The organism is Pseudomonas sp. CFII68 (assembly GCF_000416195.1).
GTDB classification, from domain to species: Bacteria; Pseudomonadota; Gammaproteobacteria; order Pseudomonadales; family Pseudomonadaceae; genus Aquipseudomonas; species Aquipseudomonas kilonensis.
Map to the genome: position 1 here is coordinate 20,256 of NZ_ATLN01000070.1, position 19,451 is coordinate 39,706.

Genomic DNA, 19,451 nt, shown 5'->3' on the forward strand with positions numbered 1-19,451 from the left:
CGCTGGGCTGCAAAGGCGCGCAGTGTACGCCAGGTCGCGGGCAAAGTGGATAAGCGAGTCTCGCGCCGTCCGGGTGGGTGTTTCGATATATATATGTATGCCATGGGCGTATCGCCGGGCGGATAAGGTGCCGGTCCACACAGCAGGGAGGAATGTGTATGGACATCACTGCCGAACGGCACAGCAACATGGCGCGCACGGGGCTGGTCTCTTCCCCGCAGGCGGCGACTGCACACGTGACCCTGGAGAAATTGACGCGTTGGCAAGTGGCTATCGACGCGCGACTGCAAACCCAGATGAGCTTGCTGGAGGTGCTGGAAGAGTGCCTGCTGGTCGAGCTGCGCACCCATTATCACCAAGGCAACATTGATCCACACTTCATCGACACCCTGCTCGACACGGTGTTGCAGCGCATGATCGACCAGGCGCCTGTGGTTTATGACGAAGAGCAGGATTTGCCCTACCGTTGGCCCGAGGGAGTAGACCTGGGGTTCGCCCCCGAGCGTCGTGAGTGCGTTGCCCAGGCGGTGGAAAGTGCGGCGCTGAGGTTTGTCAGTCACTACAAGGACTATCTGCGACGGCATTGGCGAATGGCGTCGCAGGATGCCTCGCTCGAAGCGTTGGTCAGGAAAAAACTTGATGAGCATGGGGTAGCGGTCGACGGGCTTTTCCAGCCTGACCATCTGGCCGGCCTGGACGTCGATGAATTGCGAGAACAGATCGAAGAGCTCCAGGACGCCTGGCGCCAGACGAGTCGCTTGACCGCGTTGGCAACAACCCGTGAGCGGCGGGATCTTGGAGCGCTCGCGCGATTGCAATTGCCGCATTGGCTGCGGGGCTTGAGCAATCCGGATCGTGAACGGCTGCGGGCGCTTGAAAACCAGGCCGCGCTGGCGCAGATACAAGTCGATGAACTGGTCGATGACCTGGTTTCGCTGCGGACCTTCGCTCGGCAATTGGCCAGGGACTATGTCAGGGATGAATTGGACATGGTGGTCGAACCCGACAGCATTCGCGTGCAGTTACAGTGGCGAACGGTGATGGGGCAGCCGGTGCACACCTACAGCCTGAGTGAGCTGGTGGCGGCAGGCCCGGTACGGCCGGACGCGGTGTCGGTGTTCCTGGTGGAAAATGGCGGCATGCTGCGTAACCAGTCCCTTTCGCCAGCCTTCATTGGCCGATTGTTGGCGAACGTCGATGCGCCTGCCGGGTACCTGCAAGCACTGGCCGACCGATATGAGCGGGCAGACCTGAAAGAGGCCATGCTCGATTGGTTTTTGGCGCGCCTGCAGCACAGTGCGTTTATCGCGCGTTGTGCGGGCCAGTTGTCGGCGACCGGCCATGACGCTCTCCGTGCCCAATGGGAGAGTGACGTCGCGACGCCAGCCGCCAGCGTGTGGCGTATCGCCGGCCTTGTGCTTCCCAATGGCCTGAAGTGTGCCGATCTTCTTCTGTTCTACCGCGAAGACCTGGGCGACGACGTCAGCGGCTTGCTGCTGTATGCCCCCGGCAAGCCCGATGGCCAGGAATGGGTCGAATTGACCTCGCTTCGGGCGCTGAGCGGGGAGGTCGGTGCCTGGACCCAAAACGAAGCCGGTCGCGAGTATCTGCTGCAGCAACTCTCTGCGACCGATCATGGGCAAGCCCGGGAATACTTTGCCGGCGTGGCGGAAAAACCAGCCTCGTGGGACCTGGGCAAAGACCTCAGGGGGGCGGTCAGCGGTTTCAGGGCCGGTCTTCAGAACACGGTCTTGACCGGCCTGGCCAATAACCTGACGCAAGTGGAACTGAACGAGTCGCCTCGCTGGTACTCGGCGTTGCCGCTTGAGTCCCGGCGCAACATCAGCGGCTTGAACCAGGCGTTTCTGGTTCAGCGGCAGGTGTTCGATGACCAACTGGTCGACTATGAAGTCTTCATCGACTTCGCCAAGCGCACCTTCGCCCATTCGATTGCGCCGTACCTGCGTAGCAAGGGGGTGCTTGAAGCGGTCGATCCGGCCACTGTGCTCATCGACTACAGCCCAGGGCTGGCAGCCGAGAAAAAAACCGCCAGCCTCTTGGACCTTGCCATTTTTGGATACGAGCACAACTCGGATATCGACGACCCTGCAAAAGGGGTGCGTTCTTCTGTCGGGCAGGACTTGAAGCAGGTTCGCAGCGCCGAACTGGCGTCATACATCCGCGTGGCTTACCTGGGGGAGCGATATGCCAAGCACATCCGCGCCAGCTTTCTCGATGCCAAGGACCCTGAGTATTCGAAACGCCGCGAGGCATATCGCTACATGCTGTTGGCCCGAATGGATCGCGACCTGCGTGTGGCCCATGGCAAGTCGATGTTGACCACCGACGAATTCCAGTGGCTCACCCGGCAAGTCACGCTGCTGAGCGATGGGAGGCCAGTGAACAGCGCCACGCACCCCGGCGCTGCCGTGACGCGCGAAGGCGTGATCAAGTTGACCGTCGGCGGTCATGTCGTACAAGGGGTCTACGTTTTCACCTACTTCGACCCTAAGGTTTTTTACTGGTTGTACACACCCGACGCCCCGGACGGGATCCTGTTTCGCAAGTACCTGGATTTCTCCGGGAGCATCGCCGCGCAACTGCATCATTACCTACTGGAGCGGGTCGCACTGAGCGCGCGTGCCGCTGCAGGACGTTCGCTGGTGGCTTTGGCGAGCGGGAGCACGCGCGTCGATACAGTGCGCGAATTCAATCGGGTCGTGGACATCAGCGCTGAATTCGATGCCTGCATCGAGCGCGCTGTCACCGATGTGGAGGACATCACCACAAGTCGTGCCGAAATGATCAGGGATCAGGTGTTCAAGGGCCTGATCTTCGCGGCGGCTCCTGTGTGCATGGTCTATCCCCCGTTTGCCTTGTTGCTGGACATTGGCTTGGTGGCGGTCAGTGCCGGGCAGGCGGTCGAGGCGCATGGGCAGGGCGACACGGAAGGCGCGCTTGGCCACTGGCTGGCCGCGACCTGGGGGACGCTGTTCGCCACGCTCGGTGCCGCAAGCATGGCCACGCTGCTAGGACGCGCGGCCAGGAACCTGAAGCTTGCGGTGAAACCGCTGTCGTTGTCCGCTCAACGCTTGAGGCGCGCGACATCGGGCATCGCCAAAGAGGCTGGGCCGGTGATCCCGCCCATACGCCTGAAGCCGCAGCAGGCGGTCAGCAGAACACCGGAGCACTTGCAGCCGGTGACCGAGGAGGGGATTTTTTTTGGCACCTATCGCAGCCCACCCAGCGCAACGCAACCGCGAGGCGCTCACTACATCCGGAGCAAGGGCCGGTACTACCAGGTGATGGAGGATCCCTACTTCGGCGGGTTATGCCTGGTGGATGCCAGGCGTCCCGGCGCGTTGTACAAGCTGCCCATCCGCAGGCTGGCGAATGGCAAATGGATCCATAACAAGGTTGGCTTGAGAGGCGGCAATGACCATGTGCGCAACCTCGGGCGAGTGGGGGAGCTGCGGGAGGCGTTTCCCGGGCATGTCTTCCCGGACGTGACAAGGGGGGCGTTGCAGGGCGAAGCCGTGGTGGCGAGGTTCAGCGAGGCGGCGGACAATTATCTGTTCTCGCTGAATGCGCAAACGTGCGTGATCGCTTCGTTGTACAACCCGACCACCAAGGTCGGGGCGGTCATTCATTTCGATCACAACATCCGCACGCTGATCGAGCGCAGTGTTCGCGATGTGACGCGGCGCCTGGGGGGATCGCCCAAGGATATTCGTGCCACGCTGGTGGGTGGGGACTGGCTGACGGGGGCCGACATCGGCGAGCCGGTCAGGACAGTGCTGAGGCAACACGGGCTGCGACCGACCTGGGATCACTGGTCGTATTCTTCCTGCCTCGGCAATACCTATGGCGTGTCACTGGATCTGCGCAATGGGGTCACTTCGGTGTTCAAGACCTCCCGCGGACAAATCGAGCGCTATTACATACCGGTACTGGCGAGGGCGAAGCAGGGCTCTGATCCGGTATCGGTACGTGCGCGCGGGTTCATGACGCGCATGCGCAGCGAACCGTTGGTGGCCAATGCCAACGGTGCCGTTCGCACCCATCAGGGCCGGCCGGCGACGGCGGCGCAACTGGCCTTGCAGGAATTCTCTACGGTGCTGCTGAGCTGATGTTCTTGCCTGCATCGTGAACGACAGGCAAAAAAAGACCCCGGCCAATGGACCGGGGTCTTTTCACATCACTTGAAGCATCAGTGCTGGTTGCCCAGCTTGTGTTCCAGGTAATGGATGTTGACGCCGCCTTTGCAGAAGCCTTCGTCACGTACGAGGTCGCGGTGCAGCGGGATGTTGGTCTTGATCCCGTCTACCACGATTTCGTCCAGCGCATTGCGCATGCGCGCCATGGCTTCGTCACGGGTCGCCCCGTAGGTGATCAGCTTGCCGATCAGCGAATCGTAGTTCGGCGGAACGGCATAACCGCTGTACAGGTGCGAATCGACGCGAACGCCATTGCCGCCCGGGGCATGGAAATGCTTGACCGTGCCTGGGCTTGGCATGAAGGTTTTCGGGTCTTCGGCGTTGATCCGGCATTCCAGCGAGTGACCGCGGATGACCACGTCATCCTGGGTAAACGACAGCTTGTTGCCGGCGGCGATGCTGAGCATCTCCTTGACGATGTCGATACCGGTGACCATTTCCGAAACCGGGTGCTCCACCTGAACACGGGTGTTCATTTCGATGAAGTAGAAACGACCGTTCTCGTACAGGAACTCGAAGGTACCGGCGCCGCGATAGCCGATGTCGATGCAGGCCTTGACGCAACGCGCCAGGACTTCTTCGCGAGCCTGCTCGTCGATGCCCGGTGCCGGCGCTTCTTCGAGGACTTTCTGGTGACGACGTTGCAGCGAGCAATCGCGGTCGCCCAGATGGATCGCATGGCCCTGGCCGTCGGACAGCACCTGGACTTCGACGTGACGTGGGTTGGTCAGGAATTTTTCCAGGTAGACCATCGGGTTGCCAAACGCCGCGCCAGCTTCGGAGCGGGTCAGTTTCGCCGAGGAAATCAGGTCTTCTTCCTTGTGTACCACGCGCATGCCGCGACCACCACCGCCGCCAGCGGCCTTGATGATCACCGGATAACCAACTTCGCGACCGATGCGCAAAGCGGTTTCTTCGTCTTCAGGCAGCGGGCCGTCGGAACCCGGAACGGTCGGCACACCCGCTGCAATCATGGCGTGCTTGGCCGAGACCTTGTCGCCCATCAGGCGGATGGTGTCGGCTTTCGGGCCAATGAAGGCAAAACCGGAGTTTTCGACCTGTTCGGCGAAGTCGGCGTTTTCCGCCAGGAAGCCGTAGCCAGGGTGAATGGCGGTGGCGCCGGTCACTTCGGCAGCGGCGATGATCGCCGGGATGTGCAGGTAGGAGTGCGCAGCCGACGCCGGACCGATGCAGACGGATTCGTCCGCCAGGCCCAGGTGCATCAGTTCTTTGTCGGCCTTGGAGTAAACGGCGACGGTCTTGATGCCCATCTCTTTGCAGGCACGCAGAATCCGCAGGGCGATCTCACCGCGGTTAGCGATCAGAACTTTTTCCAACTTCGCAGTCATCAAAGGCTCTCCGCGGTTCAAACGATGGTGAACAGCGGTTGGTCGTACTCAACCGGCTGGCCGTCTTCGACGAGGATGGATTCGATCACACCGCTGGTTTCAGCTTCGATGTGGTTCATCATCTTCATGGCTTCGACGATGCACAGGGTGTCGCCTTTCTTCACGGTCTGGCCGACTTCAACGAAGGACGGCGAGGATGGCGAAGACTTGCGATAGAACGTGCCCACCATTGGCGAACGGGCGACAGTGCCGTTGAGCACTGGCGCAGCCGGTGCGGCTGGCGCTGCTGCGGCAACCGGCGCTGCTGCTGGAGCAGGCGCGGCGGCTGGAGCATGCATCGGTGCCGGTGCATAGAACTGCTGGGCCGGGGTCTTGCTGTGGCGGCTGATGCGTACGGACTCTTCGCCTTCCTTGATCTCAAGCTCGTCGATGCCGGACTCTTCCAGCAATTCGATCAATTTCTTAACTTTACGGATATCCATGAATCATCAACTCCCAAGGGTCGGTCAGGGGCGCTTAACGCTTGTTTTCAAGCTGTTGCCTGTTTTTCAAGCTGCTCTAGGGCGGCCTCCAAGGCCAGCCGGTAACCGCTGGCGCCAAGGCCGCAGATCACTCCCACGGCTACATCGGAGAAGTAGGAGTGATGGCGGAAAGGTTCGCGTTTGTGCACGTTGGACAAATGCACTTCGATGAATGGGATGCTCACCGCCAGCAGCGCGTCACGTAATGCGACGCTTGTGTGTGTAAAAGCTGCTGGATTGATCAAAATGAAGTCCACGCCTTCGCCACGCGCGGCATGGATACGGTCGATCAATTCATATTCGGCGTTGCTTTGCAGATAGAGCAAATGATGGCCGGCGTTACGGGCCCGCTGCTCCAGGTCCTGGTTGATCTGCGCCAGTGTCACGGCGCCGTAGACGCCCGGTTCACGGGTGCCCAGCAGGTTCAGGTTGGGTCCGTGCAGGACCAATAGGGTCGCCATCTGCTGTTCCTTGTTATCTGTGAGCAGGTATCAGAACTTGGCGACTATGCCGCAAAGCCTTTGTGACTGTCCAGTTCTCTGCAATAGCCAGCACGATGACCGATGTTTGCGCGAAATTTGTGACCATGCCCCAAGATCCGGTCACCCGCGTTCGGAAAACCTGCACTGGACCTTGTGGGAGCTTGTGGGAGCAAGGCTTGCCCGCGATGGCATCGCCTCGGTCTATTAGTTACACCGAGGTGTCTGCATCGCGGGCAAGCCTTGCTCCCACAAGTTCGCTCCCACAGGGATTCATGCAGTCGGTGGTGCTAAACCCGAAAGGCCTGCACGGCGGTGTGCAAGCGTCCGCCGAGTACCAGGAGATGGTCGCCTTGTTCGCGCCCCTGGCCGATGCGCAGCAGGTTGTCGCCGCCCAGTTGGTGAATCCGCTCGCTGTGATCGCGGATTTCGCTGACGGCGCCGCTTTGTTGGGCGGTGACGTCGGCGATGCGTACCGCGGTGTCGGAGATGGTCTGGATGGCGCCGACGATCTCATCCAGTGCGCCGTCGGCCGCTTGCGCCTGGTTGGCGGTGGCTTCGGCGTGTTCGACCTGGGTGCGCATGCCGTCCACCGATTGGCGTGCAGCCTGTTGCAGACGGGCGATCAGCGTCTGGATTTCGGCGGTGGCGCCGGCCGTGCGTTGGGCCAGGGAGCGGACTTCTTCGGCCACCACCGCAAAGCCCCGGCCCATTTCCCCGGCGCGGGCGGCTTCGATGGCGGCGTTGAGGGCCAGCAGGTTGGTCTGGTCGGCAATCGAGCGAATCACCGTCAGCACGCCACCGATGGTGGCCGACTCCTCGGCCAGTTGCTCGATCATCTGCGCGTTGCCTTGTACTTCTCCCACCAGCGCATGCAGGCCTGTGAGGCTCAGGCCGATGACTTTCTGCCCTTGTTCCACCGCCTGCCCGGCGCTGCGGCTGGCGTCTGCGGCCTGGCTGGCATCGCCGGCCACTTGCTGGATCGTCGCTTCCAGTTCGCTGAGGGAGTCGCGGATCAGCGCCGTGTCGCCAGCCTGATGCTCGGCCCCACTGTGCAGCTCGCCGCTCAGCTCGGCCAGGGTCCGGCTGCTACCCGCGACCTGTTCGGCGTTCACCCGAATGGTGCCCACCAAGTCCACCAGATAAGCACGCAGACGATTGAGCGAGGCCCCGATGTCTTGCAATTCGCGGTTACTGGCACCTACGTGGATATCACGGCTGAAGTCGCCCTCGGCCCAGGTCGACAGGGCCGGAGCCAAGTGCGTCAAGGTGCGCGCCAGGCGCCGCTGCAAGGTGTCGATGAGCAGCGCGATCAGCAGGATCAGGCCAATCATTACCCCCTGGATCAAACGAACCTCACCCTGGATCTGCCCATGCTGGGCCCGTACCGCCGGCTCCATGGCATCGATTGCCTGTTGCACATCGGCGATTTTCAGGTGCGTGGCGCTGCTCAGCTCGGTGCGTTTCTGGATCAGTTCACGGGTGCGGGCCAGTTCTGCCGGGTAACGACCGAGCAGGCTGTTGAGTTCGCGCTTGAGGGCGATGCCCGCATCTTCGGCGGCGGTTTTTTCCTGGGTTTCCAAACCCATCAGCGCGGCGAAATCATCGCTGCCTGATTCGCTGCTGGCGGTGACGCCCAGCAGTGGCAGGCTGCCTAGGCGTTCGGCCTCGACACGGATGCTCGCCAGTTCCCGCTCGACGTCGGCGGCCAATTCGCTGCGGCCACTGCTGACCAGTTTGTCCCGCGTGAGGGATAGCCGGCCCAGGTGCTGAGAAGCGGCAAACAACGCAGGCAAGTAGTCCGGGGCGCCATTGGCGTATTGGGCCAGTTGGTCGAGGCTGGCACTCAGTTCACGCTCGGCCTGCAGCAGCAAGGCCTGCGGATCGCCGGCCAGTTTGCCGGCGGCCAGCAGATCGGTCTTGCTGAAGCCATCGAGGTTCGACAGGCTCGGGCGCAGGGGCTTGGCCAATGCCGGGGGGAATTGATCGAGGTCTTTTTGCAGGGTTTCCAGGGCCTGGGTCGCAGCACTCAGGCGCAAGGCGTCGCCGCTGGCCAGGTAGTCCTCGATATTGCGCGCCACTTCGCCCTGGAACTGCCGCGACAATCCCAGGTAGCGTTCCATCAGCAGATAGGGTCGTTCCAGGGCAATTTGCGACCACCACAGCGTGGCCCCAAGGCCCAGGCACACGGCAACTAAAAGAAGGGTGTTGAGATTGGTCAGCAGCTTCAGGCGCATTAAAGGTCTACCAGGGGCAGAATCGTAAGTGCCTGAAGTTATTGCGTTTGCATTACAGGTTTATGACCGAATCGGTCGATTCCGATGAAAAGGTGGCGCTTTGCTTTGATTGGCGGGCGCTCTGTACCCGGTTGCGCCCGGCATGCTTGGCGCGGTACAGCGCTTCGTCCGCCTGGCTGGCCATCATCAGGCTGTCGGAGTCATCGCTCATCTCCACCACGCCGGCGCTGAAGGTGCACCACAAATCATGGGGCTGGGCCGGGTAGTGGATTTCGGCAAAGCGCTGGCGAATTTCATCCAGCACTTTGCAGGCGGCGTCGATATCGGTGTCGGGCATGACGATGGCGAACTCTTCGCCGCCGTAACGGCCGATGAAGTCGGTCTTGCGCAGGCGCTGCTTGAGAAACAGCGCCAGGCTCTTGATCACGCGGTCGCCCATGGGATGGCCGTGGCTGTCATTGACCCGTTTGAAATGGTCGATGTCGAGCATGGCAAAGCTCAGGGGCTTGCCTTCGCGACGAGCACGAAAGCTGCAATCCTCGAGCAGTTGCAGGATATGGGTGTGGTTGTACAGGCCGGTGAGGCTGTCGCGCACCATCCGCGCCTTGAGGTTGCGCGCCCGGGCGGCACGGTTGCGCACCGTGGTGATCAGGTGCCGGGGCTTGATCGGTTTGGTCAGGAAGTCGTCGCCGCCTTCGCTCATGGCATCGAGTTGCTTGTCCAGGTCGTCTTCGGCGGACAGGTAGATGATCGGCACGCTGACGTAGCGGTCGTTGTGGCGTATCACTTTGGCCAGTTCCGTGCCGGTGCAGGCCGGCATGTACATGTCGAGGATGATCAGGTCGGGCTGGAAGTCCGCCAGTTCGGCCATGGCCTGGATCGGTTCGATCAGCGTGCGGGTGATGATGCCGGCGCTGTTGAGCAGGCGTTCGGTGTGCATGGCTTGGGCGCGGGAGTCATCGATGATCAGCACTTTGTACGGATCGTACTGGGCGACGCAGGTCAGCACTTCGATTTTTTCCAGCAGGCTCGAGGCTTCGAGGGTGCCGGTGAGAAATTCCTGCCCACCGGCGCGCACCGCGGCCAGGCGGGTGGGCGTGTCGGTTTCCAACAAACTGAAGAACAACAGCGGCAGCGGTTGCTCCAGGCCTTCCTGGGCTTCGGCGGCCAGTTTCAGGCCGGCGCCAGGGGCGCTGAAATCCACATCCATGACAATCGCCGCCGGCAGGCGCTCGACCATCGAGGCGCGGAACGCCGCGACGCTGTCCAATGCCTGGGCGCTGAGGCCGAAGAACTCCAACTGCTTGGCCAGGCGCTCGGCGCGGTCATGGTCCTGCAGCAACACGTAGATGGGTTTGCGCAGCGGCGGCAGGAAGGTTTGTTCCAGCTGGTCGCCATGGCGCAGGCCGGTACGAGACAAACGCTGCATCAGGCGGTTGATTTCGGTGATCAGGTGGCTGCTCAGGCGCCCGCGATTGGCGTCCACCGCTTGCAGCGACTGGTTGATGCCCTGGGCCAGCTGGGAGTGCTCGGGCTGTTCGAAACGCTCGGCAAAGCGCAGCAGGCGCAGATTGGCTTCGCTGAGCTCCGACAGGTCGGTGCTGGACCACTCACTGCGTTGCAGGCGCTGCCAAATCTCCAGGATTTGACGAGCCTGATGAATTACCCGCTGGGCAAAGTGGTGCTTGAGGCGCTCACGGCTGGGGTCTTCTGGCTCGGTCATATCCTGACTACTAGTTAGGGTGCATGCTGAGATCGACTGGTGGCTCTATGCTAGCACCTCTTTTCCTCGGCATGAGTGTCATACGTCAATATTCTGTCCAGTCGCGAAATTCAGTTTGTGACTGACCAGTCTCATAGGCCGATGGCAGCGCTTCCTTTATAGTGCTGTTCGATTGCCCTGTCGCGCCCGGCATGATTGGCGCCGCATTATCGCGTTTCAAATCAGGCACGATGGCGTAGGGTTGTGGTCGAACCGAGAACTCAAGTGATTGAAGGGATATCACCATGCTGGACTGGAAAAACCGCGCGGGCAGCGCGCCTGAACGTGCCGCCGAGCCGAAATCGGACACCCGCAGCTACCTGGGTGGGCTTTTTTTCAGCCGCGCACTGGCGACGCTGATCGCCCTTTACCTGCTGGTGACCATTGCCGTCGGCTGGTATTGGAGCCAGGAGCCTGCGCTGTTCCCCGTGCAGCAGAACGCCCAGGCCGCGGCCGAGAAAGATGGCCGGCAGATGGTGGTGGGCTACACCACGGTCGAGACGCTCAAGACAGTGGCCGGGACCCTGCTGACCAAGCAAGGCGGCTACATCTCCAATGACCGCTTCCCGCCTGGCCTGTGGATGGACAACATGCCGAGCTGGGAATACGGCGTGCTGGTGCAGGTCCGCGACCTGAGCCGCGCCTTGCGCAAGGACTTCGCCCGTTCCCAGTCCCAGTCCGCCGAGGACGCCGACCTGGCCAAGGCCGAGCCGCGCTTCAACTTCGATAACCGCAGTTGGGTGCTGCCCTCCAGCGAGTCTGAGTACCAGGAAGGCATCAATTCCCTGAGCCGCTACCAGGCGCGCCTGTCCGACCCAAGCCAGAAAAGCGCACTGTTCTACGCCCGCGCCGACAACCTGAACAACTGGTTGGGGGATGTCGGCACTCGCCTGGGTTCGTTGTCCCAGCGTCTGTCGGCCAGCGTTGGCCGGGTCAAGCTCAACACCTCGCTGAAAACCGAAGTCCCGGCCCCGGGCCAGGTGCCGCAGGTGGACGAAGAGGTGGTCGAGACCCCGTGGCTGCAAATCGATAACGTGTTCTATGAGGCCCGTGGCCAGGCATGGGCGTTGTCGCACCTGCTGCGCGCCATCGAAGTGGACTTCGCCGATGTCCTGGCGAAAAAGAACGCCACGGTCAGCGTGCGGCAGATCATTCGTGAACTGGAAGCGTCCCAGGAACCGGTCTGGAGCCCGATGATCCTCAACGGCAGCGGCTTCGGTGTATTGGCGAACCACTCGCTGGTCATGGCCAACTACATTTCCCGAGCCAACGCAGCGGTCATCGACTTGCGACAACTGCTGAACCAGGGTTGATTCATGAGCGAAAGCCCCCGGGAGGTCGCTCATCGAGTGGCCTCGGATGCCGAGCTGATTGCGTGGGTCGATGAGCACGACAACCTGCTCGGCAGCCTGGTGCGTTCAGAGCTGCGTGAGCGTGGCCTGATCGGACGCGGCACCTACATCATGCTGTTCAATTCGTCCGGTGAGCTGTGTGTTCATCGGCGCACCCTGAGCAAGGCCATCTACCCTGGTTTCTGGGACGTGGCGGCGGGCGGCATGGTGCAGGCCGATGAGACTTACGCCGAATCGGCTGCCCGTGAGTTGGCGGAGGAGCTGGGCGTGAGCGGCGTGGAGCTCACCGCCCACGACCATTTTTATTTCGAAGACCCTGGCAGTCGCCTGTGGTGCTCGGCGTTCTCGGCGGTGTGGGACGGCCCGTTGGTCCTGCAGCCCGAAGAAGTCCTCGAAGCGCGTTTCCTGCCCCTCGAGCAGGTGCTCGATGAAATCCAGCGCAAGCCTTACTGCCCGGACTCTCTGGCGGCGCTTGAACGCTATTTGCGGGTCCATGGCGGCAGCGTCGCAAAGAAGCTATAAATTGGCGCTGATTGGCCCTTAGCAAGTCGGCTTTTTGCCGTTACACTGCGCGACTTTTCAAGCTGAACCGTGTCTGCGGTCCAGTAGCGCTGCCCCTGCCTGAGTGGGGTTTCGCGGTCGAGGCATGTTCCCCCTCGACCAGTCTTTGTCCTCCCAAGAGGATTGCCGGTGGCCAAAAAAGCCGCATCCTTCGCCGCCCTGGGCGGCCTGGTATTTTCTACCGACGCCGGTCGTCATTGTCCTGATTGCCGTCAGCCGGTGGATGCCTGCATCTGCAAACAGACCGCCATCCCCGCCGGTGACGGCATTGCGCGCGTGCGCCGTGAAAGCAAAGGTCGCGGCGGCAAGACGGTGACCACGATCACCGGCGTGCCGCTGGCCGAAGACGCGCTCAAGGAACTGGCCACCACGTTGAAGAAACGCTGTGGCACCGGTGGTGCGTTGAAAGACGGCATCATCGAGATCCAGGGCGATCACGTCGAGCTGCTGTTGGCGGAACTGGTCAAGCACGGCTTCAAGGCAAAGAAATCCGGCGGCTAGCAGCTTCTGTGAAAACCACCCTCGGCTTGACCCGAACCCGACGTTCGAGGTCGCCCGCATGGTTTTCACAGAGCCTGTTCTGAACGGGTTTCTAAACTCATCGCTGGGAGCAGGGTCTACCTTGCTAACAGGCAATTCGTCATTTTCACTCTCTAGACTGCCCCAGCCTCCGACCGGATGGTGCATTTTGACTTCTTTATAGGGGACTTCGATGTCCGTACGACGCACACGCAAAGACGATGGCAGCCAATGGACAGTTGCGGACAGCCGCAGTGTTTACGGGATTCGCCATTGGGGGGCCGGGTATTTCGCGATCAATGAAGCCGGTCGCGTCGAAGTCCGTCCGAACGGTCCCGACAGCTCGCCCATCGACCTGTTCGAGCAAGTCGACCAGTTGCGCCAGAGCGGCCTGTCGCTGCCCTTGCTGGTGCGCTTCCCCGACATCCTGCAAGACCGTGTGCGCCAGCTCACCGGCGCCTTCGACAGCAACATCGCGCGCCTGGAATACCAGAGCAAGTACACCGCGCTCTATCCGATCAAGGTCAACCAGCAGGAAGCGGTGATCGAGAACATCATCGCCACCCAGAACGTCTCCATCGGCCTGGAAGCCGGTTCCAAGCCGGAGCTGCTGGCGGTCCTGGCCCTGGCGCCGAAGGGCGGGACCATTGTCTGCAACGGCTACAAGGACCGCGAATTCATCCGTCTGGCGCTGATGGGCCAGAAGCTCGGTCACAACGTCTTCATCGTCATCGAGAAAGAGTCCGAAGTCGGCCTGGTGATCGAAGAGGCCGCAACGCTCAAGGTCAAGCCGCAGGTCGGCTTGCGCGTGCGCCTGTCGTCCCTGGCGTCGAGCAAGTGGGCCGATACCGGTGGCGAGAAGTCCAAGTTCGGCTTGTCGGCCGCGCAACTGCTGTCGGTGGTCGAGCGCTTCCGCGCTGCCGGCCTGGACCAGGGCATCCGCCTGCTGCACTTCCACATGGGCTCGCAGATCGCCAATCTGGCGGACTACCAGCACGGCTTCAAGGAAGCGATCCGTTACTACGGCGAGCTGCGCAACCTCGGCCTACCGGTGGATCACATCGACGTCGGCGGTGGCCTGGGCGTGGACTATGACGGCACGCACTCGCGCAATGCGAGTTCGATCAACTACGACATGGACGATTACGCCGGTGTCGTGGTCGGCATGCTCAAGGAGTTCTGCGATGCCCAGAGCCTGCCGCATCCGAACATCTTCTCCGAAAGCGGCCGCTCGCTGACCGCTCACCACGCCATGCTGGTGGTGCAGGTGACCGACGTCGAGAAACACAACGACGACGTGCCAGTGATCGACAACAAGCAGGAACTGCCGGAAACCGTGCAATGGCTGGTTGACCTGCTGGGCCCGACCGACATCGAGATGGTCACCGAGACTTACTGGCGCGCCACTCACTACATGAGCGACGTGGCGACCCAATATGCCGACGGCAAGCTGACCCTGGCCGAAAAAGCCTTGGCCGAGCAGTGCTACTTCGCGGTGTGCCGTCGCCTGCACAACTCGTTGAAGGCGCGCCAGCGCTCGCACCGCCAGGTGCTGGATGAGCTCAACGACAAGTTGGCCGACAAATACATCTGCAACTTCTCGGTGTTCCAGAGCCTGCCGGACACCTGGGCCATCGGCCAGGTGTTGCCGATCCTGCCGCTGCATCGCCTGGACGAAGAGCCGCTGCGCCGCGCCGTGTTGCAAGACCTGACCTGCGACTCCGACGGCAAGATCAAGCAGTACGTCGACGAGCAGAGCATCGAGACCAGCCTGCCGGTCCACGCTCTCAAGCCGGATGAAGACTATCTGCTGGGCATCTTCCTGGTGGGCGCCTACCAGGAAATCCTCGGTGACATGCACAACCTGTTCGGTGACACCGACTCGGTGAACATCTACCAGAACGCCGATGGCAGCGTGTACCACGCCGGTATCGAAACCCACGACACCATCGAGGACATGCTGCGCTACGTGCACTTGTCGCCGGAGGAGTTGATGACTCACTACCGCGACAAGTGCGCCAGCGCCCGTATCAGCGCCGCCGAGCGTACCCAGTTCCTCGATGCCTTGCGCTTGGGGCTGACGCGTTCGTCTTATCTGTCTTCTTGATAGAGCCATGAGTATTCGCTGAGCAAAGAACTCCCTTTGTGGCGAGGGGATTTATCCCCGCTGGGGCGCGAAGCGGCCCTAAATGCCGACAACCGGTGTGTCAGGCAGATTGAGTGGATCGCTTAGAGGGCTGCTGCGCAGCCCAGCGGGGATAAATCCCCTCGCCACAACAAGCTCCTCGCCACAGGTTTCAACCGTCAGGCAGCTACCGGCGGCGGCAGGGTCGCCACCAGGCGGATCGAGGCGGTCAGCTCCTCCAGCTGGAAGTGCGGCCGCAGGAACACCGTGGCCTTGTAGGCGCCTGGCTTGCCTGCCACTTCCGTCACGTCCACTCGCGCTTCGCGCAGCGGGTACTGCGCCTTGATTTCTTGCGGCGCGTTGTCGTTGATCAGCACGTAGTCGGCGATCCAGTTGTTGAGGTAGGTCTGCACGTTGTCGCGGGTCATGAAACTGCCGACCTTGTCACGCATGATCACCTTCAGGTAATGGGCGAAACGCGAGGCCGCGAGTACATACGGCAACATCGCCGAGATCCGCGCGTTGGCGTTGGCCTCGTTGGTGTTGTAGAGCTTGGCCTTGTTGGTGGTCTGGCCGCCGAAGAACACCGCCACGTCGCTGTTTTTTTTGTGGCACAGGGAGATGAAGCCCAGGTCGTTGAGTTCTTTTTCGCGGCGGTCGGTAATCGCCACTTCGGTCGGGCATTTGAGCGACAGATCCCCGGAACTGGTGCGGAACGTATGGGCCGGCAGGCCTTCGACCGCGCCACCGCCCTCGGCCCCGCGAATCGCCGCGCACCAGCCATATTTGGCGAAGGCTTCGGTGATGCGTTGCGCCAGCGTCCAGGCGGCGTTGCCCCACAGGTATTTGCTGTGGTCGGTGCCGTTGACGTCTTCGACGTAGTTGATGCCTTCCACCGGCAGCGTGTCCGGGCCGTACGGCAGGCGCAGCAGGAAGTGCGGCAGCACCAGGGACACGTAGCGCGAGTCTTCGCTTTCACGGAAGGCGCGCCACTTGATCAGCTCCTGGCTCTCGAAAATCTTCGACAGGTCCCTGGGGATCGCCAGTTCGGTGAAGCTGGTCATGTCGAACAACCGCGGGCTGGCGGCGGCAATGAACGGGGCGTGCGCGGCGGCGGCGACGTTCGAGAGTTTTTCCAGCAGGCCGATGTCCTGCGGATGCCGGCCAAAGGTGTAGTCACCCACCAGCAGGCTGAACGGGTGCCCGCCGAAGGTGCCGTATTCTTCCTCGTAGATTTTCTTGAACAGCGCGCTCTGGTCGAATTCGACGGCTTTTTCCAGATCGTTCTGCAGTTCTTTCTGGGTGACGTTGAGCAGGCGCAATTTGAGCCGGGTGCTGGTCTCGGTGTTCTGCACCAGCAGGTGCAGGCCGCGCCAGGAGGCTTCGAGTCTCTGCAGGTCAGGGTGGTGCAGCACTTCGTTGAGCTGGGCGCTGATCAGTTGGTCGATCTGGCTGATGCGGTCGTTGATCATCGCCACGGTGTCCTTGTCGATGGCCATGCCTTCGTCGAGGACCTGGGTGGCGAATTCGGCCAGCATGTCGCGGGCGTAATCTTGCTGGCTGTCGTCGTGGGCCATGCGGCCTTCGGCGATGATCTTGTCCAGCAGGGACAGGGTCTGGGTCGTGCTCTCGCTGGTTTGAGCGCTGGATGAAGCAGGCATGGCGTTATCTCCCTTGAATGATGCGCGCGATCAGGCCTGTGGTTCGGCCGGGGCAGGGTCATCGTTGGCGGCCACGGTCGGCAGCTCTGGCGGTACGTCCTGGGGCCGGGCCGACTTGATCTCCTGCAGGCCTTCTGTGTTGGCGATCACGTCGCGCAGCAGCTTGTCCAGGTCGTCGTTGCCATCGAGTTTGGTCAACAGGTCCCGCAGGCGTTGGCGCGCTTCGAACAACCGGCGCAGCGGCGTGACCTGCTCCACGACCTTGACCGGGTCGAAGTCGTCGATATGACGGAAGTTGAGTTCGATGTTGAGCTTGCTGTCGTCGCCGCTGAGGGTGTTGTTCACCTGGAGCGTGGCGCGGGGGGAGATGGAGGCGAGCACCTCGTTGAAATTATCCCGATCGATTTCAGTAAAGCGCCGCTCATTGAGCTTGGGCAGCGGGTCCAGTGGCTTGCCCGAGAGGTCGGCCAGAATGCCGACAACCAGTGGCAATTCTTTTTTCTCGATGGCGTTGCCGATTTCCACGTCATAGGTGATCTGGACGCGGGGAGGACGGACTCTGTCGAGCTTGTGCTGGGTACTTTCTGCCATGGCGGCCGACTCCGATGCATGTGCGGGCGCAATGCATCGGGAGTCCCGCTCATCGCATTCCCTTGCTGATCCACAGGTTGCAAATGGACGGCAGAAAACCTGTCATTCCCTTGACGAACCTGGCGCATTCGACCGTGTGGGTCGAACTACCCAAGACGCTAGAACAGGTCTATAAAAAAGCAAGCAAAAACAATTTTGGACCGCTGAGAAAAGGAAGATTCATTTTGCGTGGGTTTTTTTTCGGATTTTTTTTGAGCCTGGCGCTCACCGGTTGCTCGCTTTTTGCGCCCAGTGTCGACCTGGACAGCCTGACCCTGGACGTCGCCCCCCGGGCCAATGACGACACACCGATCGCGGTGGATTTCATCGCGGTGAACGACCCGGACCTGCTCAAGCAGCTGTCGGGCATCACCGCCAGCCAGTGGTTCGCCGAGCGCGAACAGTTCCAGCGCGACTATCGTCAACTCATGTCGGTGTGGGGGCTGGAGCTGGTTCCGGGGCAATTCATCGACCGCCAACCCTTCCCGTTGGAGGGCCGGCGCGCCGCTGGACTTTTGGTCTTCGCCAGCTATAACACTCCCGGAGCCCACCGGCTTCGGCTGGACGATCAGCGCCAGGCCTGGCTGAAGTTCGACAGTCGCGAGATGACCCTCGTGAATGATGGGGCTCGATGACAGCCAGCCTTGAGTGACCGCGGGCCGCCATGCGCGGCGACATTGGGATGTCGAAGGGAGTCGTATGAGTCTGTTACCTGACGCGGTGTGCTGGCATGAGGGCATGCAATTGCTGCCCCAGCATTTTCAATTGCAAGGGCTGCGTGCCGAGGCGCTGGCTGCGTATTTTGCCGGGGCCTGCAACCCTTGGTTCTGGGGTGTCAGCCAGCTGGAAGTCGATCCTTCAGGCCTCAGCGCCGGCCTGGTGCGGCTGCTGCAATTGCAGGGCACCTTGCCGGACGGTTTGCCGGTCAACCTGCAGGCCGGCGTCGGGCCGACCTTGGAGCTGGACATCGGTGAGGCGATCGACAAGACCGACGACGCCACCGTGACTGTGTACCTGGCCGTCAGCCCGCTGTGGCGCGCCGGGCAATTGGTGCCGCTCAAGGGGCGCCTGCAATCGGTGGTCGGCGAGGCGTTGCCAGACCTCACCAGCGGTGCATTTCCCGAGTCGATCACCGTCTGGCGACCCAACCCGAGGCTGTGCACGCAACTGAGCAAGGCTGATTCGATCTGCCTGCCGCTGTTGCGCATCCGCAAGGAGGGCGGTGGCTTCTGGCGCGTGCCCTACACCCCGCCGACGCCGATCCTGTTGCCGGAGTCGGCCCTCGGTCGACGGGTCGCCGGTGTGTGCGCCCGGGCCCGGGAAAAATGCATGTTTCTCGCTGGTCGCTTGCGTCAGGCCCAGGCGGCCGGCAACCAGGACGATGCCATGGAGATCCGTCGGCAATTGACCGCCTTGTGGGCGCGCTTGCCGGAAGTCGAAGGGGCGCTGAACACTCGGGTGGCCACGCCGCAGGCACTCTACGGTTTGCTGCTGGGGCTGGCCGGGAGCTGGTCGGCCCTCGATCCACTGGCGGGCGTCCCGGCCTTCGCACCGCTGGATTTCCTCGAATTGCAGCGCGGCTACGAGCCATTGCTCGACTGGCTGGAAACCACCCTGGAATTGGTTCGCGCCGGCTATCGCAGCCTGGCCTTCGAGCGCAATGAGCAGGTCTTCTCGATCCAGTTGCCTGACGACCAACCGGAGCAACGCCTGGTGATCGGCCTGCGCATGCCCAACGGCGCCAGCGAGCAGGCGGCGGGCGAGTGGTTGCGCGGGGCGATCATCGCGTCGGCGCGGCACATCCCGCTGCTCAGCCGACAACGCATGAGCGGTCTGCCCCACCAGGCCATGAGCCGCAACGAACAGGTGGCCTACAGCGTGGGCGAGGACACCCGTTTGTTTGTGGTGGCCGCCAGCGGGCAATGGTTCGACGCGCAATTGCCGCTGCACATCGTGGCGCCGGCATCGGCCCAGGCCAGCAGCCCGTGGCAAGTGGTGTTGTTCGTGGCGCAAGCCAGTGAAAGTGCCTGATCGCAAA

General features: G+C 61.9%; 14 protein-coding genes. 7 read left to right on the top strand and 7 right to left on the bottom strand.

The features are described 5' to 3' along the window. Positions 1-158: 158 nt before the first annotated feature. Entirely contained in the window at positions 159-4,130 is a 3,972-nt protein-coding gene (locus tag CFII68_RS27680) for a dermonecrotic toxin domain-containing protein (protein WP_018605711.1), read from the top strand. 80 nt (positions 4,131-4,210) lie between these two features. On the opposite strand, the gene accC is transcribed toward CFII68_RS27680, so the two are convergent. The 5 genes from accC to CFII68_RS16530 all read right to left on the bottom strand — a co-directional run bounded on the left by accC (position 4,211) and on the right by CFII68_RS16530 (position 10,526). After that, entirely contained in the window at positions 4,211-5,566 is a 1,356-nt protein-coding gene (gene accC, locus CFII68_RS16550) for an acetyl-CoA carboxylase biotin carboxylase subunit (protein ID WP_018605713.1), read from the bottom strand. 17 nt (positions 5,567-5,583) lie between these two features. After that, positions 5,584-6,048 carry an acetyl-CoA carboxylase biotin carboxyl carrier protein gene (gene accB / locus CFII68_RS16545; RefSeq protein ID WP_018605714.1) on the bottom strand — a complete coding sequence of 155 codons (465 nt, stop codon included), beginning with the start codon at positions 6,046-6,048 and terminating at the stop codon, positions 5,584-5,586. 47 nt (positions 6,049-6,095) lie between these two features. Further along, complete coding sequence (gene aroQ, locus CFII68_RS16540; RefSeq protein ID WP_018605716.1) at positions 6,096-6,548, bottom strand: type II 3-dehydroquinate dehydratase; 453 nt, start codon at positions 6,546-6,548, stop codon at positions 6,096-6,098. Positions 6,549-6,856: 308 nt separating this feature from the next. Beyond that, positions 6,857-8,803, bottom strand: a complete 1,947-nt coding sequence (locus tag CFII68_RS16535) for a methyl-accepting chemotaxis protein (protein WP_018605717.1) — start codon at positions 8,801-8,803, stop codon at positions 6,857-6,859. A gap of 52 nt (positions 8,804-8,855) precedes the next feature. After that, positions 8,856-10,526: a PleD family two-component system response regulator gene (locus tag CFII68_RS16530; RefSeq protein WP_018605719.1), complete on the bottom strand. Its 1,671-nt coding sequence runs from the start codon at positions 10,524-10,526 to the stop codon at positions 8,856-8,858. Between the two features lie 284 nt (positions 10,527-10,810). Here CFII68_RS16530 and CFII68_RS16525 point away from each other — a divergent pair, with 284 nt between their 5' ends. The 4 genes from CFII68_RS16525 (at position 10,811) to speA (ending at position 15,104) form a co-directional block, all read left to right on the top strand. Then, positions 10,811-11,878, top strand: coding sequence for a DUF2333 family protein (locus CFII68_RS16525; RefSeq protein ID WP_018605722.1), 1,068 nt, complete (start codon positions 10,811-10,813; stop codon positions 11,876-11,878). 3 nt (positions 11,879-11,881) lie between these two features. Then, positions 11,882-12,439 (top strand): NUDIX hydrolase, encoded by a 558-nt coding sequence (locus CFII68_RS16520; protein WP_024617882.1) that lies wholly within the window; start codon positions 11,882-11,884, stop codon positions 12,437-12,439. Positions 12,440-12,607: 168 nt separating this feature from the next. Then, positions 12,608-12,979: a translation initiation factor Sui1 gene (locus tag CFII68_RS16515; protein ID WP_003197435.1), complete on the top strand. Its 372-nt coding sequence runs from the start codon at positions 12,608-12,610 to the stop codon at positions 12,977-12,979. 211 nt (positions 12,980-13,190) lie between these two features. Next, positions 13,191-15,104, top strand: coding sequence for an arginine decarboxylase (speA, locus tag CFII68_RS16510; protein ID WP_014336393.1), 1,914 nt, complete (start codon positions 13,191-13,193; stop codon positions 15,102-15,104). Positions 15,105-15,301: 197 nt separating this feature from the next. On the opposite strand, the gene tssC is transcribed toward speA, so the two are convergent. Together tssC and tssB are read right to left on the bottom strand one after the other, a co-directional pair. Further along, positions 15,302-16,783 carry a type VI secretion system contractile sheath large subunit gene (gene tssC / locus CFII68_RS16505; RefSeq protein WP_018605729.1) on the bottom strand — a complete coding sequence of 494 codons (1,482 nt, stop codon included), beginning with the start codon at positions 16,781-16,783 and terminating at the stop codon, positions 15,302-15,304. A 30-nt stretch (positions 16,784-16,813) separates the two neighbouring features. Then, positions 16,814-17,374: a type VI secretion system contractile sheath small subunit gene (tssB, locus tag CFII68_RS16500; RefSeq protein ID WP_018605731.1), complete on the bottom strand. Its 561-nt coding sequence runs from the start codon at positions 17,372-17,374 to the stop codon at positions 16,814-16,816. Between the two features lie 224 nt (positions 17,375-17,598). Here tssB and CFII68_RS16495 point away from each other — a divergent pair, with 224 nt between their 5' ends. Both CFII68_RS16495 and tssK read left to right on the top strand, forming a co-directional pair. Then, positions 17,599-18,048: a hypothetical protein gene (locus CFII68_RS16495; RefSeq protein WP_018605733.1), complete on the top strand. Its 450-nt coding sequence runs from the start codon at positions 17,599-17,601 to the stop codon at positions 18,046-18,048. 64 nt (positions 18,049-18,112) lie between these two features. Continuing rightward, positions 18,113-19,444, top strand: coding sequence for a type VI secretion system baseplate subunit TssK (tssK, locus tag CFII68_RS16490; RefSeq protein ID WP_018605734.1), 1,332 nt, complete (start codon positions 18,113-18,115; stop codon positions 19,442-19,444). Positions 19,445-19,451: the final 7 nt, after the last annotated feature.

Coding starts and splice junctions, on each gene's coding strand:
- CFII68_RS16530 (WP_018605719.1), bottom strand. CDS start 10,526: ATGACCGAGCCAGAAGACCCCAGCCGTGAGCGCCTCAAGCACCACTTT.
- CFII68_RS16520 (WP_024617882.1), top strand. CDS start 11,882: ATGAGCGAAAGCCCCCGGGAGGTCGCTCATCGAGTGGCCTCGGATGCC.
- CFII68_RS16535 (WP_018605717.1), bottom strand. CDS start 8,803: ATGCGCCTGAAGCTGCTGACCAATCTCAACACCCTTCTTTTAGTTGCC.
- tssK (WP_018605734.1), top strand. CDS start 18,113: ATGAGTCTGTTACCTGACGCGGTGTGCTGGCATGAGGGCATGCAATTG.
- tssC (WP_018605729.1), bottom strand. CDS start 16,783: ATGCCTGCTTCATCCAGCGCTCAAACCAGCGAGAGCACGACCCAGACC.
- aroQ (WP_018605716.1), bottom strand. CDS start 6,548: ATGGCGACCCTATTGGTCCTGCACGGACCCAACCTGAACCTGCTGGGC.
- CFII68_RS16525 (WP_018605722.1), top strand. CDS start 10,811: ATGCTGGACTGGAAAAACCGCGCGGGCAGCGCGCCTGAACGTGCCGCC.
- accB (WP_018605714.1), bottom strand. CDS start 6,048: ATGGATATCCGTAAAGTTAAGAAATTGATCGAATTGCTGGAAGAGTCC.
- CFII68_RS27680 (WP_018605711.1), top strand. CDS start 159: ATGGACATCACTGCCGAACGGCACAGCAACATGGCGCGCACGGGGCTG.
- speA (WP_014336393.1), top strand. CDS start 13,191: ATGTCCGTACGACGCACACGCAAAGACGATGGCAGCCAATGGACAGTT.
- tssB (WP_018605731.1), bottom strand. CDS start 17,374: ATGGCAGAAAGTACCCAGCACAAGCTCGACAGAGTCCGTCCTCCCCGC.
- accC (WP_018605713.1), bottom strand. CDS start 5,566: ATGACTGCGAAGTTGGAAAAAGTTCTGATCGCTAACCGCGGTGAGATC.